The 24308-nt window shown below is 62.9% G+C and carries 25 protein-coding genes and 3 pseudogenes; 11 read left to right on the top strand and 17 right to left on the bottom strand.

Translation table 11 applies throughout. The annotated features are described in order from the left end of the window. Positions 1–100: 100 nt before the first annotated feature. Entirely contained in the window at positions 101–379 is a 279-nt protein-coding gene (cspD, locus tag AVCA_RS12890; protein WP_012701388.1) for a cold shock domain-containing protein CspD, read from the bottom strand. 229 nt (positions 380–608) lie between these two features. Between cspD and clpS the strand changes: the two genes are divergently transcribed. After that, the gene (gene clpS / locus AVCA_RS12885; RefSeq protein ID WP_012701387.1) at positions 609–971 is read left to right on the top strand and encodes an ATP-dependent Clp protease adapter ClpS; all 363 of its coding nucleotides are present in this window, start codon (positions 609–611) and stop codon (positions 969–971) included. 29 nt (positions 972–1000) lie between these two features. Then, positions 1001–3271, top strand: a complete 2271-nt coding sequence (clpA, locus tag AVCA_RS12880) for an ATP-dependent Clp protease ATP-binding subunit ClpA (RefSeq protein ID WP_012701386.1) — start codon at positions 1001–1003, stop codon at positions 3269–3271. A gap of 80 nt (positions 3272–3351) precedes the next feature. Here the strand turns inward: clpA and infA are convergent, their stop codons facing one another. From infA to trxB, 4 genes are all read right to left on the bottom strand, one after another. Next, positions 3352–3570, bottom strand: a complete 219-nt coding sequence (gene infA, locus AVCA_RS12875; protein ID WP_002553999.1) for a translation initiation factor IF-1 — start codon at positions 3568–3570, stop codon at positions 3352–3354. A 102-nt stretch (positions 3571–3672) separates the two neighbouring features. Next, positions 3673–4380 carry an arginyltransferase gene (locus AVCA_RS12870; RefSeq protein WP_041807228.1) on the bottom strand — a complete coding sequence of 236 codons (708 nt, stop codon included), beginning with the start codon at positions 4378–4380 and terminating at the stop codon, positions 3673–3675. 79 nt (positions 4381–4459) lie between these two features. Further along, a complete protein-coding gene (gene aat / locus AVCA_RS12865; RefSeq protein WP_012701384.1) occupies positions 4460–5140 on the bottom strand; it encodes a leucyl/phenylalanyl-tRNA--protein transferase in 681 nt (226 codons plus the stop codon). A gap of 51 nt (positions 5141–5191) precedes the next feature. Continuing rightward, positions 5192–6139, bottom strand: a complete 948-nt coding sequence (gene trxB / locus AVCA_RS12860) for a thioredoxin-disulfide reductase (protein WP_012701383.1) — start codon at positions 6137–6139, stop codon at positions 5192–5194. Positions 6140–6586: 447 nt separating this feature from the next. Between trxB and AVCA_RS12855 the strand changes: the two genes are divergently transcribed. The 6 genes from AVCA_RS12855 to cysG all read left to right on the top strand — a co-directional run bounded on the left by AVCA_RS12855 (position 6587) and on the right by cysG (position 14637). Continuing rightward, the gene (locus tag AVCA_RS12855) at positions 6587–9508 is read left to right on the top strand and encodes a DNA translocase FtsK (protein WP_012701382.1); all 2922 of its coding nucleotides are present in this window, start codon (positions 6587–6589) and stop codon (positions 9506–9508) included. A 25-nt stretch (positions 9509–9533) separates the two neighbouring features. Further along, positions 9534–10157 (top strand): outer membrane lipoprotein periplasmic chaperone LolA, encoded by a 624-nt coding sequence (gene lolA / locus AVCA_RS12850; protein WP_012701381.1) that lies wholly within the window; start codon positions 9534–9536, stop codon positions 10155–10157. A gap of 13 nt (positions 10158–10170) precedes the next feature. Continuing rightward, on the top strand, positions 10171–11496 hold the full coding sequence (locus AVCA_RS12845) for a replication-associated recombination protein A (RefSeq protein ID WP_012701380.1): 1326 nt from the start codon (positions 10171–10173) through the stop codon (positions 11494–11496). Further along, positions 11493–11867, top strand: coding sequence for a fluoride efflux transporter CrcB (gene crcB, locus AVCA_RS12840; RefSeq protein ID WP_012701379.1), 375 nt, complete (start codon positions 11493–11495; stop codon positions 11865–11867). The genes AVCA_RS12845 and crcB overlap by 4 nt, the downstream gene beginning before the upstream one ends. 20 nt (positions 11868–11887) lie before the next feature. After that, complete coding sequence (gene serS, locus AVCA_RS12835; protein WP_012701378.1) at positions 11888–13168, top strand: serine--tRNA ligase; 1281 nt, start codon at positions 11888–11890, stop codon at positions 13166–13168. Positions 13169–13242: 74 nt separating this feature from the next. After that, complete coding sequence (gene cysG, locus AVCA_RS12830; RefSeq protein ID WP_012701377.1) at positions 13243–14637, top strand: siroheme synthase CysG; 1395 nt, start codon at positions 13243–13245, stop codon at positions 14635–14637. 24 nt (positions 14638–14661) lie between these two features. Here the strand turns inward: cysG and AVCA_RS12825 are convergent, their stop codons facing one another. From AVCA_RS12825 to AVCA_RS26430, 8 genes and pseudogenes are all read right to left on the bottom strand, one after another. Continuing rightward, positions 14662–15648 (bottom strand): glycosyl transferase family protein, encoded by a 987-nt coding sequence (locus tag AVCA_RS12825; protein WP_012701376.1) that lies wholly within the window; start codon positions 15646–15648, stop codon positions 14662–14664. Further along, positions 15645–15980 (bottom strand): TusE/DsrC/DsvC family sulfur relay protein, encoded by a 336-nt coding sequence (locus AVCA_RS12820; RefSeq protein ID WP_012701375.1) that lies wholly within the window; start codon positions 15978–15980, stop codon positions 15645–15647. The genes AVCA_RS12825 and AVCA_RS12820 overlap by 4 nt, the downstream gene beginning before the upstream one ends. Further along, positions 15977–16273: a sulfurtransferase complex subunit TusB gene (gene tusB / locus AVCA_RS12815; protein WP_012701374.1), complete on the bottom strand. Its 297-nt coding sequence runs from the start codon at positions 16271–16273 to the stop codon at positions 15977–15979. The genes AVCA_RS12820 and tusB overlap by 4 nt, the downstream gene beginning before the upstream one ends. After that, positions 16273–16632 carry a sulfurtransferase complex subunit TusC gene (gene tusC, locus AVCA_RS12810; RefSeq protein WP_012701373.1) on the bottom strand — a complete coding sequence of 120 codons (360 nt, stop codon included), beginning with the start codon at positions 16630–16632 and terminating at the stop codon, positions 16273–16275. Before tusC ends, tusB begins: the two co-directional genes overlap by 1 nt. A gap of 1 nt (position 16633) precedes the next feature. After that, complete coding sequence (gene tusD / locus AVCA_RS12805; RefSeq protein ID WP_012701372.1) at positions 16634–17026, bottom strand: sulfurtransferase complex subunit TusD; 393 nt, start codon at positions 17024–17026, stop codon at positions 16634–16636. Positions 17027–17119: 93 nt separating this feature from the next. After that, positions 17120–17791 (bottom strand): Bax inhibitor-1/YccA family protein, encoded by a 672-nt coding sequence (locus AVCA_RS12800; protein WP_012701371.1) that lies wholly within the window; start codon positions 17789–17791, stop codon positions 17120–17122. A gap of 142 nt (positions 17792–17933) precedes the next feature. Beyond that, on the bottom strand, positions 17934–18095 hold the full coding sequence (locus AVCA_RS26435) for a hypothetical protein (RefSeq protein ID WP_012701370.1): 162 nt from the start codon (positions 18093–18095) through the stop codon (positions 17934–17936). A gap of 190 nt (positions 18096–18285) precedes the next feature. Continuing rightward, positions 18286–18891: pseudogene (locus AVCA_RS26430) on the bottom strand (IS630 family transposase); the annotation flags it as partial. 197 nt (positions 18892–19088) lie between these two features. Between AVCA_RS26430 and AVCA_RS12790 the strand changes: the two are divergent. Next, positions 19089–19565, top strand: a pseudogene (locus AVCA_RS12790) (HlyD family efflux transporter periplasmic adaptor subunit); the annotation flags it as partial. 264 nt (positions 19566–19829) lie between these two features. Further along, the gene (locus tag AVCA_RS24980; RefSeq protein WP_072432847.1) at positions 19830–20282 is read left to right on the top strand and encodes an Lrp/AsnC family transcriptional regulator; all 453 of its coding nucleotides are present in this window, start codon (positions 19830–19832) and stop codon (positions 20280–20282) included. Positions 20283–20378: 96 nt separating this feature from the next. Here the strand turns inward: AVCA_RS24980 and AVCA_RS24975 are convergent, their stop codons facing one another. Continuing rightward, positions 20379–21605: an aminotransferase class V-fold PLP-dependent enzyme gene (locus AVCA_RS24975; protein ID WP_236616154.1), complete on the bottom strand. Its 1227-nt coding sequence runs from the start codon at positions 21603–21605 to the stop codon at positions 20379–20381. A gap of 245 nt (positions 21606–21850) precedes the next feature. Here AVCA_RS24975 and AVCA_RS12785 point away from each other — a divergent pair, with 245 nt between their 5' ends. Beyond that, complete coding sequence (locus tag AVCA_RS12785) at positions 21851–22123, top strand: hypothetical protein (RefSeq protein ID WP_012701366.1); 273 nt, start codon at positions 21851–21853, stop codon at positions 22121–22123. A gap of 190 nt (positions 22124–22313) precedes the next feature. Here AVCA_RS12785 and AVCA_RS26785 read toward each other — a convergent pair. The 3 genes and pseudogenes from AVCA_RS26785 to AVCA_RS12765 all read right to left on the bottom strand — a co-directional run. Beyond that, a pseudogene (locus AVCA_RS26785) lies at positions 22314–22729 on the bottom strand (transposase); the annotation flags it as partial. Then, on the bottom strand, positions 22727–22903 hold the full coding sequence (locus AVCA_RS27260) for a hypothetical protein (RefSeq protein ID WP_187149012.1): 177 nt from the start codon (positions 22901–22903) through the stop codon (positions 22727–22729). The pseudogene AVCA_RS26785 and the gene AVCA_RS27260, both read right to left, overlap by 3 nt. A gap of 36 nt (positions 22904–22939) precedes the next feature. Further along, on the bottom strand, positions 22940–24175 hold the full coding sequence (locus tag AVCA_RS12765) for a BaiN/RdsA family NAD(P)/FAD-dependent oxidoreductase (RefSeq protein WP_012701363.1): 1236 nt from the start codon (positions 24173–24175) through the stop codon (positions 22940–22942). Positions 24176–24308: the final 133 nt, after the last annotated feature.

The raw sequence follows: 24308 nt of genomic DNA, 5'->3' as shown, positions 1-24308 counted from the left end.
TGAAGGCGGATGCGCTCAATGCGGGCTGCCCGGCCAGTGCTGATCCATGACCAGTGCTGTGCGAAGCGAGCCCGCCTTGTAGTGGCGCATTGCTCTCGGGCTATAGCGTACCGGCAATGTCCGTAAGGGACGAGGGTTGTGCCAGGCCGAGCTTGGCCGAATTCTCGATCGGCGCTGGGCAGGGATGGATATTGATTGCATGGAGGCCTTTCGGGCCCTGCAGCAGCTCGAAAGTTACTGCCTGACCGGCCTTCAAGGTCTTGTAGCCATCCATCTGAATTGCCGAGTAGTGGGCGAACAAGTCTTCGTCGCGGCCATCTGCCACGATGAATCCGTATCCCTTGGCGTTGTTGAACCATTTGACCTTGCCGCTTAGCATGCCGACATCCCTCTGCAAAGACTCCGTCACTGGAGTATCATCCGCCTCGGCCCCTTACCACGTTCGACCCGATAGCCGGAACATGATAGGACCCCTGAACACCCTTTTGGGTACCCATTGTTTTTATCATTGTTTAGCCGATAGTCAAGGCGGGGCTGTGCTTGGCTGCCCAAGCGTGCTACTAAATCCTCCCAGTATCCGTATTCGTTCAACCGGAAGCTTGTCCAGCATGTTCGCAAGCACTGAGATTCGACTAACATTCTGTCAGGACCGTCCGGAGCCGCGTGAGGACGACTCTTATGGGGTGGTCGTGCAGGAGTCCAAGCCTGCGCTGAAGGTACCGCCCATGTATAAGGTGGTAATGTTCAACGACGACTACACACCGATGGATTTCGTGGTCGAAGTGCTGGAGAAATTTTTCAACCTTAACCGCGAGTTGGCAACGAAGGTCATGCTGACTGTCCATACAGAGGGGCGGGCAGTGTGCGGAATGTTTACTCGTGACGTTGCAGAAACCAAGGCCATGCAGGTCAACCAGTATGCAAGGGAATGCCAGCATCCGCTGCTCTGTGAGATCGAGAAGGACGGTTAACGCCGACCGCTTGGGTATGAGGTGAAGCTATGTTGAACCGTGAGCTCGAAGTCACTCTCAATCTTGCCTTCAAGGAGGCTCGTGCAAAACGTCATGAGTTCATGACGGTGGAGCACCTCCTGCTGGCGCTTCTGGACAACGAAGCCGCGGCTGCCGTACTGCGGGCCTGCGGTGCGAATATCGACAAGCTCCGGCATGACTTGCAGGAGTTCATCGACTCCACGACTCCTCTGATTCCACAGCACGATGAAGAGCGTGAGACCCAGCCTACCCTCGGCTTCCAGAGGGTGCTGCAGCGCGCGGTCTTTCATGTGCAGAGTTCTGGTAAGCGGGAAGTGACCGGAGCCAACGTGCTCGTGGCCATCTTCAGCGAACAGGAAAGCCAGGCCGTCTTTCTGCTCAAGCAGCAGAGTGTGGCTCGTATAGACGTGGTGAACTACATTGCTCATGGCATTTCCAAAGTGCCGGGTCATGGCGATCATCCTGATGGCGAGCATGAGATGCAGGACGAAGAGGGTGGAGACGCTTCGGCTTCCGGTCATCCCCTGGAGGCCTATGCGAGCAATCTGAACGAACTGGCTCGTCAGGGGCGGATCGATCCGCTGGTCGGGCGTGAGTTCGAGGTCGAGCGGGTCGCGCAGATCCTGGCCCGGCGGCGCAAGAACAATCCTCTGCTGGTGGGCGAGGCCGGGGTCGGCAAAACGGCCATCGCCGAAGGATTGGCGAAACGCATCGTCGACAATCAGGTTCCGGATCTTCTGACGCACAGCGTCGTGTACTCCCTCGACCTCGGGGCATTGCTCGCCGGTACCAAATATCGCGGTGACTTCGAGAAGCGCTTCAAGGCATTGCTCAATGAGTTGCGCAAGAAGCCGCATGCCATCCTGTTCATCGACGAGATCCACACCATCATAGGCGCCGGTGCCGCCTCCGGCGGTGTGATGGATGCCTCGAACCTGCTCAAGCCGCTTCTCTCGTCCGGAGAGATCCGCTGCATCGGTTCGACCACCTTCCAGGAGTTCCGCGGCATCTTCGAGAAGGATCGGGCCTTGGCGCGTCGTTTCCAGAAGGTCGATGTGATCGAGCCTTCGGTCGAGGATACCGTGGGTATCCTTCGCGGGCTCAAGCCGCGTTTCGAGCAGCACCATGGCATCGAGTACAGCGATGAGGCGCTGCGGGCCGCAGCGGAGCTGTCCTTTCGCTATATCAACGATCGCCACATGCCTGACAAAGCCATCGATGTTATCGACGAGGCAGGTGCCTTCCAGCGTCTCCAGCCGGAGGACCGGCGTGCCAAGCTTATCGATGTGGCTCAGGTCGAGGATATCGTTGCCAAGATCGCTCGTATTCCGCCCAAACATGTTTCCACTTCCGACAAGGAACTGCTGCGTAATCTCGAGCGCGATCTCAAGTTGACCGTATTCGGTCAGGATGCCGCTATCGATTCGCTCGCCACGGCAATCAAGTTGTCGCGGGCTGGCTTGAAGTCACCGGACAAGCCGGTCGGTTCCTTCCTCTTCGCCGGTCCCACCGGGGTGGGCAAGACCGAGGCGGCCCGGCAGTTGGCCAAGGCGCTGGGTGTGGAGCTGGTGCGTTTCGACATGTCCGAGTACATGGAGCGGCACACGGTTTCGCGGCTGATCGGCGCGCCTCCGGGATACGTCGGGTTCGATCAGGGGGGGCTGCTGACCGAGGCGATTACCAAGCAGCCGCATTGCGTGCTGTTGCTGGATGAAATCGAGAAGGCGCACCCCGAGGTGTTCAATCTGCTATTGCAGGTCATGGACCATGGCACGCTGACCGACAACAACGGGCGCAAGGCTGATTTCCGCAGTGTCATCATCATCATGACCACCAATGCCGGGGCGGAAACCGCGGCCCGTGCCTCGATCGGCTTTACTCTGCAGGATCATTCTTCCGATGCTATGGAGGTGATCAAGAAGAGCTTCACTCCCGAGTTCCGCAACCGTTTGGATACCATTATCCAGTTCGGTCGCCTGAGTCACGAGGTGATCAAGAATATCGTCGACAAGTTCCTTACCGAACTTCAGGCGCAACTGGAAGACAAGCACGTACAGCTGGATGTTTCCGAGCGGGCTCGTGGTTGGCTCGCCGAGCATGGATATGATGCTCAGATGGGCGCGCGGCCGATGGCTCGCCTGATTCAGGACAGGATCAAGCGTCCCCTGGCCGAGGAAATTCTCTTCGGTGAGTTGGCCGAGCATGGGGGAGTGGTGCATATCGATCTGGAGGGTGAGGAGCTTTCCTTCGACTTCGAGACGGCAGCCGAAGTGGCTTGAGTGCAATGGCGGCGAAAGCCTCCCTTCTGAAACGAAGACGCCCGGCTATGCCGGGCGTCTTCGTTTTATTGGATTCCGCCTCAGCGGGCGCGATAAGTGATGCGGCCCTTGCTCAGGTCGTAAGGGGTCAGTTCGACACGCACCTTGTCCCCGGTGAGGATACGGATGTAATTCTTGCGCATCTTGCCGGAAATATGCGCGGTAACGACGTGCCCATTTTCCAACTCCACGCGGAACATGGTGTTGGGCAGGGTGTCGACGACAGTGCCTTCCATTTCGAAGCTGTCTTCTTTCGACATTCAATAAAGCCCTCGGTATGCAGTGAATGGCCCAACGTAGTTGGCACGCCGAGCAAAACGGCGTGCATTGTGCCTGAAAATGGTCGTTGGCGCCAAGAGTTCTCAGGTCAAAGTGACCCAGCGATGATTTACCAGCAATTCAATTGGACGGTATTGGGTCTTGTAATTCATCTTGCGGCAATTCTTGATCCAATAACCCAGATACACCGCCTGTAGACCCAGGCGCGCGGCTTCGCCAATTTGCCAGAGAATCGCATAGCGACCGAGACTGCGTCGTTCTTCGTCAGGATCGTAGAAGGTATAGACCGCTGACAGGCCGTTGGGGAGTACATCGGTTACTGCCACGGCCAGTAGACGCCCGGAAAGGCGAAATTCGTAGAAGCGGGAGAAAGGCAGGTCGCGTACCAGGAAGGTGCAGAACTGGTCCCGGTTGGGGGGATACATGTCGCCATCGGCATGACGCTGTTCGATATAGCGTGCATAGAGTTTGTAATATTCCTCGGTGAAGCTGGGTCGTACGGCTCGCACCGCAAGGTCCGCATTGCGTTTCAGGATGCGCCGCTGCTGGCGGTTCAAGGCAAAACCCCTGGCGGGGATGCGAGCCGGGATGCAGGCGTTGCAGCCTTGGCAGTGGGGGCGATAAAGGTGGTCGCCGCTGCGCCGGAATCCCAGATCCGAGAGTTCCGCATAGACGTGCATGTCCATGGGCTGGCTGGGATCGAGGAACAGGGTCGTCGCCTGCTCGTCGGGCAGGTAGCTACAGGCGTGCGGTTGCGTGGCGTAGAACTTGAGACGAGCCAGCTCGGTCATGGTCAACCCCCGGAAAGCCCATGGCGTGCCGCAATCGTTCGCGGCACTCATCAAGTGTATGACACGCTGCGGACCTCTACTAGGCGATCCAGTCGGCCGTGCTCGGCAGATCCAGATGGTGCATCAGATAATCGGAGAATTCGGTACGGGGTATGCTGCGGGCGCCAAGGCTTTGCAGGTGCTGAGTCGGCATCTGGCAATCGATCAGCACGAAGCCCCACCGCTCAAGCCGTTCCACCAGTGTCGCAAAGCCTACCTTGGATGCATTGTCGGCATGGCTGAACATGGACTCGCCAAAGAACAACTGGCCGATCGCCAGGCCATAGAGACCTCCGACGAGAACACCGTTCTGCCAGACTTCGACCGAATGGGCGATGCCGCGGTGGTGAAGCTCCTGATAGGCCTTCCTCATTTCCGGGGTTATCCAGGTGCCGTCGGCGTAATCGCGCGGGCCGGCGCAGGCCTGGATCACGGCCGCGAAGTCCCGGTCGAAGGAAACCTGGAAGCGCTCCTGGCGGAGAACCTTGCGCAGGCTGCGGGAGACGTGCAACTCCCGAGGAAACAGAACGGTGCGCGGATCCGGCGACCACCAGAGAATGGGCTGCCCCGCCTGGTACCAGGGAAAGCAGCCATGCCGGTAGGCTTGGATCAGGCGTTCGGCGGAGAGATCACCCCCGACGGCCAGCAGGCCATTGGGTTGGTGCAAGGCTCTCTCCAGGGGAGGGAAGCTCAGGCTGTCGCGTTGCAGACAGGTCAGCATGTTGACGCCGCAGTGTGAATGGGAGAGGGCGGGCCTGAGCCCGCCGAGCGATCAGTCGTCCAGATAACGCTCGGCATCCAGGGCGGCCATGCAGCCGACGCCTGCCGAGGTGATGGCCTGGCGGTAGACATGATCGGCCACATCGCCGGCGGCGAAGACGCCTTCGATACTGGTGGCGGTGGCGTCGCCCGAACTGCCGCCCTTGATCGTCAGGTAGCCGTTGTGCATGTCGAGCTGGCCCTCGAATAGCTCGGTATTGGGCTTGTGGCCGATCGCAATGAAGACTCCGGTCAGCGACAGCGTTTCGGTGGCGCCGCTCAGCGTGTCCTTCAAGCGTACGCCAGTCACGCCGGAGGCGTCGCCCAGCACCTCGTCCAGGGTCTGGTTCCAGTGCAGACGGATATTGCCATTGCGGGCCTTCTCGAGGAGCTTGTCCTGCAGGATCTTCTCGGCGCGCAACTTGTCGCGGCGATGGATCAGGTGTACCTCCTTGGCGATGTTCGACAGGTACAGGGCTTCTTCCACGGCAGTATTGCCGCCGCCGACCACGCCGACCACCTGATTGCGATAGAAGAAGCCATCGCAGGTGGCGCAGGCGGATACGCCCTTGCCGGAAAAGGCTTCTTCGGAGGGCAGGCCAAGATACTGGGCCGAGGCTCCGGTGGCGATGATCAGGGCTTCGCAGGTGTAGGTCGCGCTGTCGCCGATCAGGGTGAAGGGGCGTTGCTGCAACTTGGCGGTATGGATATGGTCGTAGACGATCTCGGTATCGAAGCGCTCGGCGTGTTTCTGCATGCGCTCCATCAGGGCGGGACCGGTCAGGCCCTCGACGTCGCCGGGCCAGTTGTCCACTTCGGTAGTGGTGGTCAGTTGGCCGCCGGGCTGGATGCCGGTGATCAGCAGGGGCTTCAGATTGGCGCGTGCAGCATAGACGGCGGCAGTGTATCCGGCCGGGCCGGAGCCGAGGATGATCAGCCGCGAATGCTTGACATCGTTCATAAAAAGTCCCCGTAAGCCTTTGTCACAAAAGAAAATGCGTGCTCCAATGAAGCAGCATGGCGGTGATTGTCGGCTATGCTACACCGAAGCATGAGGGCTCGGCAAAAAGGGGAGGCGACTCTCCGCATGGCATCGGATAGGCAAAACCGTACAATAGGAAATCCGCAAAGGGGCGGCCTTAGCATTTCCTTGCCGGACGTTGTCCGGCGTATCGGCGGCCGCCGGATCGAGAACGCTGCGAAGCAGGATCGGGCGGAAAAATGAAATCCGGCTTGAGACTGGAATTCATTCTTCGTAAATGTAAATAAGGACTCCGGGTCTGGCTGCAACACCGCACGAGTGGGCCTGCGGATCAACTGAGGCTCCAGCCGTCGCTGACGTACTCTTGGCTCTCGACCGACACGTAACCTGGATGGAACGCGCCGTTGGCGCAGGAAAAGAAGCGTTTTGAAGAACTCCTCCTCTACAAAAGTACGGCTTCCGGCCTGGCAGCAGCAGGTGAGCTCCCGCCTCAAGGAGGGTGCCCTGATCGCCCTGAGCGCGCTGAGCCTGTATCTCTGGATGGCATTACTGACCTACGATCCTTCCGATCCCGGATGGACTCACAGCAGCAGTGTGGCCCAGGTGCAGAATGCCGCCGGCCGGACAGGGGCATGGTTTGCCGACATCCTGTTCATGGCGCTTGGCTATTTCGCCTACCTGTTCCCCCTGCTGCTGGTGATCAAGACGGCGCAGGCGTTCAGGGCGCGCCATGAGCCGTGGCCCTGGAGCGGCTGGTTGCTCTCCTGGCGCCTGATCGGGCTGGCGATCCTGGTCCCGGCGGGAGCTGCGCTCGCGTATATTCATTTCCATTCCGCCCCCGGCTTGCCGGCCTCGGCCGGTGGGGCCCTTGGCGAGGTTCTGGGCAAGCTCGCCCTGGATGCGCTCAACGTGCAGGGCAGTACACTGATATTTCTGGCGTTGTTCCTTTTCGGACTGACGGTGTTCGCCGATCTGTCCTGGTTCAAGGTCATGGATCTGACCGGCAAGATCGTCCTCGACCTGTTCGAACTGGTGCAGGGTGCCGCCGGGCGCTGGTGGGGCGCGCTGGTCGAGCGCAAGCGACTGGTCGCCCAACTGCGCGAAGCCGACAGGCCGGTCAGAGCCCGTGCGCCCGGCAGGGCGAAGGGCGAGCCTTCCCACCTTGACGATCCGTTCATCGAAGAGGAGTCGCTGGCCGGGATGTTCGCCGAACCGATCGTGGCCAAGCCTGCTGCTCAGCGTCGTAACGCGACCGTCGTAGACGTTCCGGCCCGATTCCAGCGGCCGCCGGAATCCGCCTCGTCGCGCAAACCGCGCATCGAGCCCGCGAACACGGCGAAGCCGCGCGCGGCGCCCGGAATCCTCCCCCCCAAGCCTCGTAGCGAGCCGAGGATCGAGACCAGGCTGCCTGTCGAGCCCGAAGTCGCTCCACCCAGGCCGTCCGTCGAGCCCGAGCCAGCCGTGCCACAGCCGCCTCGCATCGAGCCGGGCCCCGTCACGTCCAGGCTCCTGCCTCGCCCCGAGCCCGACCCGGTTCCGGCCTGGTCCGGGGAGTTCGGCGAACTCGACGATCTGTCTCTGGATTTCCAGGAAGGCGATGCCTTCGAGGCGACGCCGCCAGCCGATTCCCCGCGTTTCGACGCGCACGGACGGTCGTTCGTCGCGCCCGTCGAGTCCCGGCCGGGCGGTGCGCCGGAGCCGGCTGTCACGATCAGTCCCGCGGTCGAGCCGGAGCGGCGTCCGCCGCCGGCCATCACGCCGCTCTCGGAGACCCTGGCCATGGAGCCCCGGCCACAACCCGTGCCCGTCTCCGCGTTTCGGGAAAGGCCCGCATCCGTCTATGCGGCCCTGGAGGGAACCCTGCCGCCGCTCTCTTTGCTGGACGATCCCGAGGAGAAGTCGCAGACCTACTCGACCGAGTCGCTCGAGATGCTGTCGCGCCTGCTCGAGATCAAGCTCAAGGAGTTCGGCGTCGAGGTGATCGTCGAGTCCGTGCATCCGGGGCCGGTGATCACCCGCTTCGAGATCCAGCCGGCGCCAGGCGTCAAGGTCAGCCGGATTTCCAACCTGGCCAAGGACCTGGCCCGTTCCATGGCGATGATCAGCGTGCGCGTGGTCGAGGTCATTCCCGGCAAGACCACGGTCGGTATCGAGGTGCCCAACGAGGACCGGCAGATCGTGCGCCTTTCCGAGGTGCTGACCTCGGTCGAGTACGAGGAGGCCAAGTCGCCGGTCACCCTGGCGCTCGGCCACGACATCGGCGGCAAGCCGGTCATCGCCGACCTGGCGAAGATGCCCCACCTGCTGGTGGCCGGCACCACCGGCTCCGGCAAGTCGGTGGGGGTCAACGCCATGATCCTGTCGGTCCTCTTCAAGTCGACGCCCCAGGAGGCGCGGCTGATCATGATCGACCCGAAGATGCTCGAACTGTCGATCTACGAGGGGATTCCGCACCTGCTCTGCCCGGTCGTGACCGACATGAAGGAAGCGGCCAACGCCCTGCGCTGGAGCGTCGCCGAGATGGAGCGGCGCTACAAGCTGATGGCCGCCATGGGCGTGCGCAACCTGGCCGGCTTCAACCGCAAGGTGAAGGACGCCGAGGAAGCCGGCACGCCGCTCTACGACCCGCTGTATCGGCGCGAAAGCATGGAGGACGAGCCACCGCTGCTCGAACCCCTGCCGACCATCGTGGTGGTGGTCGACGAGTTCGCCGACATGATGATGATCGTCGGCAAGAAGGTCGAGGAACTGATCGCGCGCATCGCCCAGAAGGCCCGCGCCGCCGGCATCCACCTGATCCTGGCGACCCAGCGCCCCTCGGTCGACGTGATCACCGGCCTGATCAAGGCCAACATCCCGACGCGCATGGCCTTCCAGGTATCCAGCAAGATCGACTCGCGCACCATCCTCGACCAGGGCGGTGCCGAACAATTGCTCGGCCACGGCGACATGCTCTACCTGCCGCCCGGCACCGGCCTGCCGATCCGCGTGCACGGCGCCTTCGTCTCCGACGACGAAGTGCACCGCGTCGTCGAGGCCTGGAAGCAGCGCGGCGCACCGGACTACATCGAGGACATCCTCTCCAGCGCCGAGGAAGGCGGTGGTGGCAGCTTCGAGGGGGGCGGCGAAGGCGGCGAGGGCAGCGAGGAAGACCCGCTCTACGACGAGGCGGTACGCTTCGTGACGGAAAGCCGCCGCGCCTCTATCTCCGCAGTGCAGCGCAAGCTGAAAATCGGCTATAACCGCGCGGCACGGATGATCGAGGCCATGGAGATGGCGGGTGTGGTGTCCTCGATGAACACCAACGGTTCGCGGGAAGTGATCGCTCCCGCGCCGGTTCGCGACTGATCTCCCTACGCTTTTGAGGATTGTCATGCGCCTTTTCCGTGTGCTGTTGCTGTCCGCTGTCGCTTTCGCCCTGTCTCCGGCGCAGGCCGACGAGCGTTCGATCCAGCGCCTGACCCAACTGCTCGACCGGGCACAGACCCTGACTGCGCGTTTTTCCCAGCTCTCGCTCGACGGCTCCGGCACGCAGTTGCAGGAAACCTCCGGCGAGATGGCGCTGAAACGCCCGGGACTGTTCCGCTGGCATACCGATGCGCCGCAGGAGCAGCTTCTGGTCTCCAATGGCAAGACGGTCTGGCTCTACGATCCCGATCTGGAGCAGGTGACCGTCCGCAGCCTCGACCAGCGCCTGACCCACACCCCGGCGCTGCTACTTTCCGGCGACTTGTCGAAGATCGGCGAGAACTTCGAGATCACCCACAAGGAGGCCGGCGGCGTGGTGGATTTCATCCTCAAGCCGAAGTCCAAGGACACCTTGTTCGACAACCTGCGCCTGTCCTTCCGCGATGGGGTGGTCAACGACATGCAATTGATCGATGGTGTCGGCCAGCGCACCAACATCCTGTTCTTCGGGGTGAAGATGAATCAGTCGCTCGATGCCGCCCAGTTCGATTTCAAGGTGCCGGAAGGCACTGACGTCATTCAGGAGTGATTCGGCGGAGCCCATGGACCTGTTTCGCGCCGACCCTTTCGCCCAGCCCCTGGCCGCGCGCCTGCGCCCGGCCAGCCTGGACGAGTACGTCGGCCAGGAGCACCTGCTGGCCCGCGGCAAGCCGCTGCGCGAGGCGCTGGAGCAGGGGGCCCTGCACTCGATGATCTTCTGGGGGCCGCCCGGCGTCGGCAAGACCACCCTGGCGCGGCTGCTGGCGAAGGTCACCGATGCGCACTTCGAGACGATCTCCGCGGTGCTGGCCGGGGTCAAGGAGATTCGTCAGGCGGTCGAGATCGCACGTCAGCAGGCGGCCCAGCATGGACGGCGGACGATTCTTTTCGTCGACGAGGTGCACCGTTTCAACAAGTCCCAGCAGGATGCCTTTCTGCCCTACGTGGAAGACGGCACCCTGATCTTCATCGGCGCCACCACCGAAAATCCTTCCTTCGAACTGAACAACGCGCTGCTCTCGCGGGCCCGCGTCTACGTGCTGAAGAGCCTCGATGAAGCGGCCCTGCGTCGGCTGGCCGAACGCGCCCTGGGCGAGGAGCGCGGCTTGGGCGGACGCCACCTGAGCCTGCCGGAAGACAGCCTGCGGATGCTGCTGGCGGCCGCCGACGGCGACGGGCGGCGCCTGCTCAATCTGCTGGAGAACGCCGCCGACCTGGTCGAGGACGACCAGGCGATCGGCACCGAACTGCTCGGCAACCTGCTCGGCGACAGCCGCCGGCGCTTCGACAAGGGCGGCGAGGCCTTCTACGACCAGATCTCCGCGTTGCACAAGTCGGTGCGCGGCTCGAGTCCGGATGCGGCGCTCTACTGGTTCGCGCGAATGCTCGACGGCGGCTGCGATCCGCTGTATCTCGCCCGTCGCGTGGTGCGCATGGCCAGCGAGGACATCGGCAATGCCGATCCGCGGGCGCTGCCCCTGTGCCTGGCCGCCTGGGATGTGCAGGAGCGCCTGGGCAGCCCCGAGGGCGAGCTGGCGCTGGCCCAGGCTATCGTCTATCTGGCCTGCGCGCCGAAGAGCAATGCCGTCTACACCGCCTTCAAGGCAGCGCGCCGCGATGCCGAGCAGCAGGGCTCGCTGGAAGTACCGCTGCATCTGCGCAATGCGCCGACCAAATTGATGAAGAAACTCGGCTACGGCGAGGAGTATCGCTACGCCCACGACGAGCCGGAAGCCTATGCCGCTGGCGAGGACTACTTTCCGGAAGACTTCGAGCCGCGCCACTACTATCAGCCGGTGCCGCGCGGCCTGGAGACGAAGATCCGCGATAAGCTGCAGCATCTGGCCGAGCTCGACCGCGCCAGTGCCTGGCGGAGGAGAAAGCCATGATCGGCGTGACCCTGGCAGTGGCGGTGGGGGGCGCACTCGGTTGTCTGTTGCGTTTCGCCACCAGCAACTGGATATCCGCGCACTGGCCGCAACATTTCTATGCCGCCACCCTGGCGGTCAACATTGCCGGCTGCCTGCTGATCGGCTATCTCTATGGCCAGTTCCTGCTGCGTCCCGAAGTGCCGCTGGCGTTGCGGGCCGGGCTGATCGCCGGTTTTCTCGGTGGCCTGACTACCTTTTCATCCTTTTCCCTCGACACGCTGCGCCTGTTGGAAAGCGGCCAGGCTCCGCTGGCTTTCAGCTACCTGGCGTTCAGTGTGCTGGGCGGCCTGCTCGCCACCTGGGCCGGCCTGATACTCACCAAGCTCTGATCGATAGACGAGAACATTCCATGCTCGACTCCAAACTGGTTCGTACCCAACTGCAGGAGATTGTGGGCCGCCTGGCAACCCGTGGCTTCCAACTGGACGTGGCGCGTTTCGAGAGCCTCGAAGCCCAGCGCAAGGCCGTGCAAACCCGCACCGAACAGCTGCAGGCCGAGCGCAACGCCCGCTCCAAAACCATCGGCCAGGCCAAGTCGCGCGGCGAGGACATCGCGCCGCTGCTGGCCGAGGTCGACCGCATGGGCAGCGATCTGGAGGCCGGCAAGCGCGAGCTGGACGCCATCCAGGCCGAGCTGGACGCCTTGATGCTGAGCATTCCCAACCTGCCTCACGAGTCGGTGCCGGTCGGCGCCGACGAAGAGGACAACGTGGAGGTGCGCCGCTGGGGAGTCCCGCGTACCTTCGATTTCGCGATCAAGGATCACGTCGCCCTCGGCGAGCGCCATGGCTGGCTGGACTTCGAGACCGCCGCCAAGCTCTCCGGCGCCCGCTTCGCCCTGATGCGCGGCCCCATCGCCCGGCTGCACCGGGCGCTGGCGCAGTTCATGCTCGACCTGCACACCGGCGAACACGGCTACGAGGAAGCCTACACCCCTTATCTGGTACAGGCGCCGGCCCTGCAGGGCACCGGTCAGTTGCCCAAGTTTGAGGAGGATCTGTTCAAGATCAGCCGCGAGGGCGAGGCCGATTTCTACCTGATCCCCACCGCCGAGGTATCGCTGACCAACATCGTGGCCGGCGAGATCCTCGACGCCAGGCAACTGCCGCTGAAGTTCGTCGCCCATACCCCGTGCTTTCGCAGCGAGGCCGGCGCCTCCGGCCGCGACACCCGCGGCATGATCCGCCAGCACCAGTTCGACAAGGTGGAAATGGTGCGGATCGTCGATCCGGCCAAGTCCTACGAGGCGCTGGAGGAACTGACCGCCAATGCCGAGAAGGTATTGCAGCGGCTCGAATTGCCGTACCGCGTGCTGGCCCTGTGCACCGGCGACATGGGCTTTAGCGCGACCAAGACCTACGATCTGGAAGTTTGGGTGCCGAGCCAGGACAAGTACCGGGAAATCTCCTCCTGCTCCAACTGCGGCGATTTCCAGGCGCGGCGCATGCAGGCGCGCTGGCGCAACCCGGAAACCGGCAAGCCGGAGCTGGTGCATACTCTCAATGGTTCCGGCTTGGCGGTCGGCCGCACTCTGGTGGCGGTGCTGGAAAACTACCAGCAGGCCGACGGCTCGATCCGCGTGCCCGAGGTGCTCAAGCCCTACATGGGGGGTATCGAGGTCATCGGCTAGAGCGAGCCGGGCGATGCCGAACGCGGGGTGGCCAGGGCCACCCCGCTTTGTTTTCATCCATCGGGAATCGATCCATGGATTACCTTCCGCTGTTCCACAACCTCAAGGGCCGTCGCGTACTGCTGGTCGGCGGCGGCGAGATCGCCTTGCGCAAGGCCCGGTTGCTCGCCGACGCCGGTGCCGTGCTGCGGGTCGTGGCGCCGCAGATCGAGGCGGCGCTCGCCGAGCAGGTGCGGGAGGGCGGTGGAGACTGCCTGCCGCGAGGCTATGCGCAGGGGGATCTGGACGGCTGTGTGCTGGCCATCGCCGCTACCGACGATCCGCTGTTGAACGCCCGGGTTTCCCGCGATGCCCATGAGCATGGCGTGCCGGTCAACGTGGTGGATTCACCGGAGTTGTGCAGCGTGATCTTCCCGGCCATCGTCGACCGCTCGCCTCTGCTCGTCGCGGTGTCCAGCGGCGGCGACGCGCCGGTGCTGGCGCGGTTGATGCGGGCACGGATCGAGACCTGGATTCCGGCCGGCTACGGCCGACTGGCCGGGCTGGCGAGGAGGTTCCGCGCGCAGGTCAAGCGCCTGCTGCCCGACGTGCGGCAGCGCCGGGTGTTCTGGGAGGAAGTGTTCCAGGGGCCGATCGCCGAGCGGCTGCTGTCCGGGCAGGAGACGGAGGCCGAACGGCTGCTCGAAGCCAAGCTTGCCGGAGCGGCGCCCAAGGCGCTCGGCGAGGTCTATCTGGTCGGCGCCGGGCCGGGCGATCCGGACCTGCTGACCTTCCGCGCCCTGCGCCTGATGCAGCAGGCCGACGTGGTGCTCTACGATCGCCTGGTGGCCCCGGCGATCGTAGAGTTGTGCCGGCGCGATGCCGAGCGCATCTATGTCGGCAAGCGCCGCGCCGAACACGCTCTGCCTCAGGAACAGATCAACCGGCTGCTGGTGCGGCTGGCGGGCGAGGGCAAGCGGGTGCTGCGCCTGAAGGGTGGCGATCCCTTCATCTTCGGTCGGGGCGGCGAGGAGATCGAGGAGCTGGCCGCCCATGGCATTCCCTTCCAGGTGGTGCCGGGGATCACCGCGGCGAGCGGCTGCGCCGCCTATGCCGGCATTCCGCTGACCCACCGCGATCACGCCCAGTCGGTGCGCTTCGTCACCGGTCATCTGAAGGACGGCAGCTTCGATCTGCCCTGGGCCGATCTGGTGGCGCCGGCCCAGACCCTGGTGGTCTACATGGGGCTGGTCGGCCTGCCGGTGATCTGCCAGCGGCTGATCGAGCACGGCCGGGCGGCGGCGACCCCGGTGGCGCTGATCCAGCAGGGCACCACCCCGCAGCAGCGGGTGATCGTTTCCACTCTGGCCGAGTTGCCGGCGCGGGTGGAACGGGAGCAGGTCTCGGCGCCGACCCTGTTGATCGTCGGCGAGGTGGTGCGGTTGCGCGACAAGCTGGCCTGGTTCGAGGGCCGGCAGAGCGCCGATTAAGCCTCGTCGCCGAGGCTCCGCCGCTCACTTCGAGCGGTCGCGGGCATCCCACTGGCGCTGCGCCTCGGCGAGGGCTTGCGCGCGCGGCGTACCGAGGGCGCGTAGGGCCAGGGCCATGGTGCCCAGCACGGCCAGGCGGCCGTAGTCGTCTTCGCTTTCGCCGCGCCAGAAGGCCTGCAACTGCGCCGGATCGAGCCGCTCGGGCTTGACGTGGCGCTGTTCGGCCATGGCCGGCCATTCCTCGTCCCAGTTCTCGCCGTCGGCGGTGCCGAACAGGTGGCTGACGGCATCGGGATTGATCTCGATCTCGCCGCCGTCGCCCTTGATCACCACGGCGCTATCGCCGAGCAGACGGCTGCCCTCGCGGTGGATGGCTTGGTAGCCGGGGTGGAAGATGCTCTGCAGGCTGCAGCGCGCGCCCAGGGGGTTGAGCATGCGCGCCAGGGAGTGGATCGGCGAGCGCAGGCCGAGGGTGTTGCGCAGCTCGATCATCCGCTGCAGAGACGGCATCCAGGCGCCGAGGGGAATGAACGCCAGGTTGCGTCCCCGCAGCGCCTGCTCGACTTCGTTCCAGTCCCGGCACAGGGGGATGTCCAGCGGGCCGAGCAACTGCTCGCTGTAGAGGCGTCCGGCGGTATGCGCGCCACCGCCGTGCATGAGGATGCGCACGCCGCTCTGCGCCAGGCATTTCACCGCCAGCAGATACCAGGGTAGGTGGCGCTTCTTGCCGGCATAGCTCGGCCAGTCCAGATCCACGCTAAGGCCCGCCGGGACCCGCAGGCGGGCGCGCACGGCTTCGCTGAAGCCGGCCAGTTCCTCGGCGCTTTCCTCCTTGTGGCGCAGCAGCATCAGGAAGGCGCCGAGCTGGATTTCTTCGGCCCTGCCGTCGAGCAGCATGCCCATGGCTTCGCGGGCTTCCTCGCGGGTCAGGCTGCGCGCGCCGCGCTTGCCCTTGCCGAGGATGCGCACGAACTGGGCGAAGGGATGTTCTTCGGGAGTAATGGTCGTCATAGGCAATTCGTCGGTTTCGGCAGGCCGGCCAGCTTGGCGGCCAGTTTGGCGGGGGAGCCCTTGAACAGACGGTTCAGGTGCGGGCTGTTGCCCTTCTCCGGACCGAGTTTCAGGGCGACGTACTTGACCAGCGGGCGGGTCGCTGGCGACAGCTGGAACTGTGCATGGAACTCGCGCAGCAGGCGGAGGATCTCCCAGTGCTCGACGCTCAACTCCAGCTCCTCCCGGCGGGCCAGGGCCTCGGCGACTTCCTCGGACCAGTCCCGCAGGTCGCTCAGGTAGCCGTCCTCGTCCAGCGCCAGGTCACGGCCGGCGACGTTCAGCGTGCTCATAGCCAGCCGTTGACCTTGTCGTAGCGGGTGCACAGCTCGACGAAGCCGGGGTAGTCCACTACCCGTACGCGCTCCGGCGCCATGAGGTTGCGCGCTTCCAGGTCTTCCGCGAGGGCGTGCAGGGCGACGGAGTCGGGCAGGTGCTCCAGCAACTGGAGCGGCGCGCTGCCGGGTTGCAGCGCATGGCAGGCGTCGCCGCAGAGCAGCAGACCGTCGCGGACGCCGAGCAGGCGCAGGGTGCTGTCCAGCGGAGTGCCGAAGGGCGATCGGGAAAGCAGGTGCAGGGTCGTCATCAGAGGGTGATCACCAGGTCGTAACGGTCGAAGAGATCGGCCAGCTCCGGCCCTTCCAGCGGCGTGGCCGACAGGGCCAGGGGCTGGCCGTCCAGGCCGCGCAGGCGCAGGCTCTGGCGGCAGACGTAGAGATCCTCCACGCCGAACAGCGGCAGGGCCTGCAGGTTGGCGGCGAGATCCTTCTGCTCGACGGCGGCGGGTCGCTGGCCGGGTAGCAACTGGAACACGCCGTCGTCGAGGAACAGCAGGCCGACGGGCAGTTCGAAGGCACCGCCGGCCAGGGCGATGTCCAGCGCTTCGCGGGCGCTCAGGCCGCCCCAGGGGGCATGGCGGCTGACGATCAGCATCGATTTGGTCATCTCAGTCGCCTCCGAAGCAGACCAGACGGTCGGCCGACTGGGCGGCCTCATGCAACTGGCCGAGGCCGGACAGCTCCCAGGGTGGCGTCGGCACGACCGCCACGCGGCCATAGCGTTGCGCCTCCCGGCTATCCAGCACGCCGCGGCGCAGGGCGGCGGCGACGCACACCACCGCATCCAGTGCGTGCCGTTCGACGAAGGCGCGCCACTGGGCCGGCAGGTCGGACTCATCCTGGGGCGTGACGATGCTGTCGGCGGCGTTGTACACGCCGTCCCGGTAGAAGAACAGCCGATTGATCTCGTGGCCGCCAGCGAGCACGGCCTCGGCGAAACGCAGCGCCCGGCGCGAGGACGGCGCATGGGGCGGGGAGAACAGGGCGATGGCGAATTTCATGGGCGGGCGGCCGCGGGGAATGGGAAGGGGGAAATGATACGCCAGAAAAGCGAAAGCCCGCATTGCGCGGGCTTTCGTGAGGCCGGTCGGCGATCAGTCGTCGCTGCCCATGATGCCGAGGATCTGCAGCAGGCTGACGAACAGGTTGTAGATCGACACGTACAGGCCGATCGTCGCCATGATGTAGTTGCGCTCCCCGCCATGGATGATGGCGCTGGTCTGGAACAGGATGCAGGCCGAGGAGAACAGCACGAAGCCGGCGCTGATCGCCAGTTGCAGGCCGCTGATCTCGAAGAACAGGCCGGCCAGGCTGGCGCCGAGCAGGACGAAGAAGCCGACGGTGATGAAGCCGCTGAGGAAGCTCATGTCCTTGCGGGTGGTCAGCACGTAGGCGGACAGGCCACCGAACACCAAGGCGGTCATGGCGAAGGCCGAGGACACCACTTCGCCGCCGTTGGGCATGCCGATGTAGTGGTTGAGGATCGGGCCCAGGGTGTAGCCCATGAAGCCGGTCAGGGCGAACGTCGAGAGCAGGCCCCAGGCCGAGTCGCGCAGCTTCACGGTGAGGAAGAACAGGCCGTAGAAGCCAATCAGGACCACGAAGATGTTCGGGTAGGGCAGGCGCATCTGCTGCGCCACGTAGGCCACCAGGCCGCTGAAGCCGAGGGTCAGGGCCAGCAGACCGTAGGTGTTGCGCAGGACGCGGCTGACTTCCAGTTGCTCCGCCTGGGCGGATTGAAGTGCATAACTGTTGGGTTCGTGCATGGCACAGCTCCTTGATATGAGGTTCCGTGGAGATGAGCGGATCATAGCAAAGGACAGGGCCACGCCTACCATCAGAGTTTGACAGTGTGTTTCGCGCGCAGCGGTTTACCGCCGCCCGGGAGCACGGAGGCCGGGCGGCCGCTCATTGCGGCTCCTGCTCTTCCTCCGCATGGGACAATTTCCCGTCGTTGGGCGGGGTGTATTTGATTTCCTCGGGCGGCTCGTATTCCGGCATCTGCGGAAAATCTCCCGGATGGTTCCAGACCACCGGGTCGGGCTGGGGAATATCGGATCGCTGGCTCATGGATCAGTCCTCGCTTCGTGTGCGGAGGGGAATAAAAGCCACAGCATGGATTCCGCACCAGTTGACCTCCTAGCTTAGATACAGCTTACTGTAGCGGGTTTTCTGTAAGTCCAACGCCTTGGATCATAGCCCGGTGCGCGATGCAAACTGCCCCGGTTCTCTTTCGTCTGGTTCCTAGAGCATTTTTACCTTATCCCGATTCATATCCGGCTGCCTCGAAGTAGTGCCTGCAGTCCTGTGCAGAGAACTGCGCAATCGCCTCGCCAATGCTCTGCCACAGCTGCGGCACGGTCCGCGCCGCCGCCTTTCTCAGCAGTGCCTTGAGCTTGGAGAAGGCCATCTCGATCGGGTTCAGGTCGGGGCTATAGGGTGGCAAGTAGCGCAGTGTGGCTCCTGCGCCTTCGATGGCCTGGCGTACCCCCACCACCTTGTGGGCCGGCAGGTTGTCCATCACCACGATATCGCCGGGCGTCAGCTCGGGTACCAGAACCTGCCCGACATAGGCCAGGAAGACCGGGCCGTTCATGGCGCCATCGAGCACCAGCGGCGCGCTCAGGCCATCCAGCCGCAGGCCGGCGGTAAAGGTCGTGGTTTTCCAGTGGCCGTGGGGGATCGCGGCCCGGCAGTGCTCGCCGCGAGGGGCCCAGCCCCGCAGGCGGGCCAGGTTCGTCGAAGCGGCGGTTTCGTCGACGAAGATCAGCTTGCGCCAATCGAAACCGGACTGCTCCTCGATCCATCCCTGTCGGGCTGCCTGGACGTCCGGCCGTTGCTGCTCGGCTGCATGCGCCGTCTTTTTTGAGGGGCTGCTTCAGCAAGCTGTCACCTTCGCAACGCTGGGCGGATTTTGCTCTTTTCGTTTTCGAATAAAGGAAGGCCATTTAAAAACAATGAGGTGCATGTAGTGCACACAAGGCCGGATAGTTGTGCAGCTTCCCGATGCTTCCCTCTAGAATGGCCCTGTCCGGACTGAGCGGAAAATAACCAGAAACTTGCAATGCCGACATCGCCCGCAGCGAACTTCTGGAGGCAGAGGCCGATCTGCGCCTGGCCGAAATCAACCTGGAGCGCAGCGTGCTGCGCGCCCCGCGCGCTGGGCAGATCACCAACCTGCAGTTGGCCGAAGGCAACTACGCCATCGTCGGTACGCCAGTCATGGCCCTAGTCGTCAAGGCTTCCTTTTATGTGCAGGCCTATTTCGAGGAAACCAAGTTGCCGCGTATCCATGTCGGCGCGCCGGCCAGGGTCTGGCTGATGGGCGGCGGCGAGCCGCTGGAGGGGACGGTTGAAAGCATCAGCAGCGGCATTACCGACCGCAATGCCGCTCCGGACCAGCAGTTGCTGGCAGATGTCGAGCCGACCTTCAACTGGGTCCGCCTGGCCCAGCGCATCCCGGTGCGCATCCGGCTGAAGGCGCTGCCCGGGAGCCTCCAGCTCAGCGCCGGGATGACTTCCAGCGTGCAAATCCAGGAATGGCTATTAATCCGGCAATACGAAAGCACAAATGATGCTCATGCCAGAAGCGGCATAGGTGTTTGGTCGGAAAGTAATGGCTTGGATCGTCTTTGAAGTGCTGCGGGTCCTTATGCCACTGTTCCAGGATAAAGCCAACCGGCGTACGCCCTCTCAGCGCTCGTAACGGCTCGCTTTACCTGGCCCACCTATCTCTGAGAGGTTTGCAATATAGGAGGCGGGCATGGCACGCTACGCAGGAGCCTTGTATTTAGAACAAGATTTATGAGTGAGATAAAGCTCGATCGAATGGATACACGAATAATCTCTTCCCTGAAGGCGGATGGACGGATAAGCCATCAACAGCTTTCGGCTCAAGTGGGGCTGTCCCCGTCGCAATGCTTGCGCAGAGTTAAAAGACTTGAGGAGGCAGGGGTTATTCGGGGGTATGCAGCCATCATTGATGAGAGCAAGCTCGGTAACGATGTATCGGCTTGGGTTATTGTTACTTTGCGCAAGGATAAGCCTGGAGCTAGAGGGCGGGTTGCGTTGTTGCTACAAAATAGGCCCTGGGTGCGGTTGGCTACAGGGGTTACTGGTGATGTAGATTTCATGGTTCGTGTGGTGGCGCCGAGGATGGCGGACTTTACCAAAATCATAGTGGATGAACTGAATTGTCATCCCGATGTTAGCAGTACGCAGTCATTTATTTGTCTGGATGATGTAGTGGTGGAGTGATTGCTTTATTGGTTTGGGGTGGCGAAGGGAGCTATGGAATAGGTATTGGAGGCTGCCCAATGCCCATGATTTATATTGGCTTACATAGGGCGTGCATTAAAGTGCTTCGTTCAAAGCGTTAATGAGCTGTTGGATCTCTTCTGGGCTGGAGTAGTGAGCGAAAGACAGGCGCAGCACCCCCTCAGCAGAATTTACCCCCAGCGCCTCGAGTAGACGAACTGCATAGAAGTGACCTGCACCCGCGATAATTCCTTTCTTTGCCAACCGCTCAGAGATTTCTCGTGGAGTGGCGCTCAGTGTTTGAATGGATACCGTCGCCGAGCGCTTTATTGCTTCAATCGGGCCGAGGAGGCGAACTCGTGAATCGCCGCCACAGAACTCAAGCAGTGTTGGAAGTAGAGAGGCTTCTGCTTCTCTAAACAGTGTCCTCACATTTTCAGCGCGATGTTTACTGTCTGCACTAGGGAAGTGATACTCATGGACCTTGTCGAAGTAAGCCGTGACTCCGCTAGCCGCAGCTACTTGAGCATGGTCAGGACCGGCTGGAACAAACCATTTGGCCAGATACGCTTCGTTGAAATAGTGAGCTTGATTGCCTAGAAAGTCCATCAAGGGGCGTCGGATTACCATTGCGCCGAGATGGGGACCAAATGTTTTGTACAGTGAGAAAAGGTAGATATCGGCACCTAGTTGAGAGACATCGGGCAGCCCATGACCGGCATAGGAAACTCCGTCAACCACAGCGAGTGCACCAGCCGCGTGGACGATCTCGCAGATTTTACGAACTGGGTTGATTTCACCCAGGATGTTCGAGCAGTGAGTGAATGCCACTACCTTTGTACGCGTCGACAGCAGGGCTTGAAGTGCTTCGGTATTCAGCGAACCCGTCGAAGGATTGACCTGCCACTCTTTGATCACAATGCCTCGCTTGGCGAGGCGACGCCATACACCGTTGTTTGCTTCGTGGTCTTGGTTCGTGACAATGATTTCATCCCCTGGTTGGAGACGGTTACCGAATGCCTCTGCGAGCACATAAGTATTCTGGGATGTAGAGGGTCCAAGATGGACTTCTTCTGCAGATACCCCCAAGTAACTGGCAATCTCTACGTGTGAATGGTCCATCTCTTCCCCAGCCCTACGCGAAGCTGGATGAGCACCGTAGGGTTGGATCTTCATTTGCCGATAGTATCGGTTAAGATGATCGATCACTTGTTGGCAGGTGTAGGAGCCGCCGGCATTATCGAAAAAGCCCTGCCCATCGAGAGAGGGTTCTGCAAAGGCGGGGAATTGGCTACGTACAAAAGACAAGTCCAAGGTAGGCATTGCTAAGACTCCCATAAAAGAACATTGAATCGACAAGGCATATCCTACATTTCCTCTAGCGCAATTTGAGTGCAAAAACAGGTGACTATCGCGCGGACTCACAGGAATCCTGCATCAGGTTTATGGTTTATGAGCCTGATTCGTCATGAGTCGGTTTGATATATTGCTTATCGTGGCCTGGCATAGATGCAGAAGTATCCGGAGCTTGGTTGGCGCGACAGACCTCGGGCCAAGCCACGGGCGGCATGAGCGGCATGATGGCCGGCTCCGTCGGCGGTCCGATCGGTGCGGTGATCGGCGCGGGCCTCGGTGCGCTGTTCGGCGGTTCCGGCCAGAAGGCCCTGGGCGCCAGCGAGCGCATCTACCTGGTACGCACCGACAGCGGCGAACTGAAGGAGTACCGCTCGCCGAACTGCGTCTTCGCCGAAGGCGACAAGGTGGTGATCCACGGCAACCGCCCGCGTCCCTACGGTTGGACCCCGGAAACCGCCGAAGCCTTCGCCTACAACGGCCGCTGATTCCCGCGACAGCCGCCAGGTCGAAATACTGAGCCCCCGCCATATAACCGGCGGGGGTTCTTTTGTGTGTGCGCCAGGCATGGCGCGTAGCGCCGTGACTGGCGCTGGTCAGCCTACGGCAGGAGGGGACGCCGCAAGGCGGCTTGCTCTCGCCGTTGCTGTCGAGCATCCTGCTCGATGAGCTTGACCGTGAGGCGGCACTGTGGGTGTTGAGGTTGTCCATCACCAGCGTGATGCGCTCGGCCCCGGACCAGGCTTCGGCGATGTCCTGCAGGAACAGCGTCCAGTCCTGCCTTTTCTTGTACTCGGCGACCTTGGCGAGGCGCCGGCCGGCCAGCGGCTCGCAGGCCACGAAGACGTTGCAGGTGCCGGCGCGCTCGTACTCGTAGTCTTCGCGCTCGGGATGCCCCGCTACCGCCTCGAGGGCTCGCGCACCTGGCGGATCAGTTGCCGCGGCGTTTCGTCCATGCAGACCATGGGATGGGCCGGGTCATGGGGGCGGCTGTAGACATCGAGCACCTGCTCCATGGCCGCCACGAACTCTCCACTGGCCTTCGGCGGGATCGCCCAGCCTACCTTGCGCCAGGGCTTGAGTTCGTTTTTTTAGGGCGCGCCGTTGTCGATCTTGCGCTGGCTCACGCCCAGCTCACTGGTCTTGCGCGGCCCTTGGTCTTGCGAGCGGTCGCAGGCCAGCAGGATCAGGGCGTTGACGACTTGGCTTGTCAGCCCTTGCAACCGCGCTCTTTCTTGAGGGCTGAGGATGATTCTGTAATGTTCCATGCCGGCATTATGCATGACGCAGATTTATCTGTGTCATTACACGTACTGCGCCGCCGCGTAGCCGGAGGCCCAAGCCCACTGGAAGTTGAAACCGCCGAGGTGACCGCTGACATCCAGCACTTCGCCGATGAAGTACAGCCCGGGTGATTTCAGCGACTCCATGGTCTTGGAGGACACCTCGCGGGTGTCGACGCCACCCAGGGTGACTTCCGCGGTGCGGTAGCCTTCGGTGCCCGCTGGCACCAGTTGCCAGTCGCTCAGGCGTTCGGCAATGACCTTGAGTTCGCCCGGCGTGTACTGCTTCATCGGTTTCGAGGTGAGCCAGTGCTCGGCCAGCAGGCCGGCCATCTTCTTGGTGAACAGGTCGGCCAGCAGCGTCTTCAGCTCGCTGTTGGGACGCTCTCGCTGTTGTTCGGCAAGCCAGGCCGGCAGATCGATCCTGGGTAGCAGGTCGATGCTGATGGCCTCGCCGGGCTGCCAGTAGGAGGAAATCTGCAGGATCGCCGGACCACTGAGGCCCCGGTGGGTGAACAAGATGTTCTCGACGAAGCTCTGGCCGTTACAAGTGATCCGGCAGTCTTCCACCGAGGTGCCGGATAGCTCGCTGCACAGCGCCTTCAACTGTGGGTCGGTGATGGTGAACGGCACCAGGCCGGCGCGAGTCGGCAGCAGGTTGTGGCCGAACTGGCGGGCGATCTGGTAACCGATGCCGGTGGCGCCGAGGGTGGGGATGGACAGGCCGCCGGTGGCGATGACCAGCGATTCGCAATGGGTCGGGCCGATGCTGGTCTGCAGCTGGTAGCCACCGTCGACGCGCGTGATCTCGCCCACCGAGGTGCTCAGGCGCAGGTCGACGCCGGCTTGCTCGCATTCGTCCAGCAGCAGGTCGAGGATGTCGCTGGATTTGTTATCGCAGAACAGTTGGCCGAGCTTCTTCTCGTGGTAAGGCACGCCGTGCCTGGCCACCAGGGCGATGAAGTCCCACTGCGTGAAGCGCGCCAGCGCAGACTTGCAGAAGTGTGGGTTGTGCGAGAGAAAGTTGGCCGGTTCGCAATACAGATTGGTGAAGTTGCAACGCCCGCCGCCGGACATGAGGATCTTCTTGCCGGCCTTGTTGGCGTGGTCGAGCAGCAGCACTCGGCGACCGCGTGCGGCAGCGCTCATGGCGCACATCAGTCCGGCGGCACCGGCGCCGATGATGATGACCTGGGATGTGAGCACGGCGGTTTCCTCGAGTGCGGGGTGTTTGGCTGGCGGCGTGGGGCGGCGCATGTTACCCGAAGCACATGGCCGGAATCTGTTCCTGATCTGCCACGCGTCGACTCTGCTGCATTGAAAGTTGCCTGCAGCCAACGCCCGTCGGGATACCCCCAGGGCTCATTTGGCCGGATAATGCCGATCAAGT

Origin of the sequence: Azotobacter vinelandii CA (assembly GCF_000380335.1) — a bacterium.
In the GTDB taxonomy this organism is placed as follows: Bacteria; Pseudomonadota; Gammaproteobacteria; order Pseudomonadales; family Pseudomonadaceae; genus Azotobacter; species Azotobacter vinelandii.
Note: the sequence above shows the minus strand (reverse complement) of the source record. Positions and strands in the feature narration are given on the sequence as shown.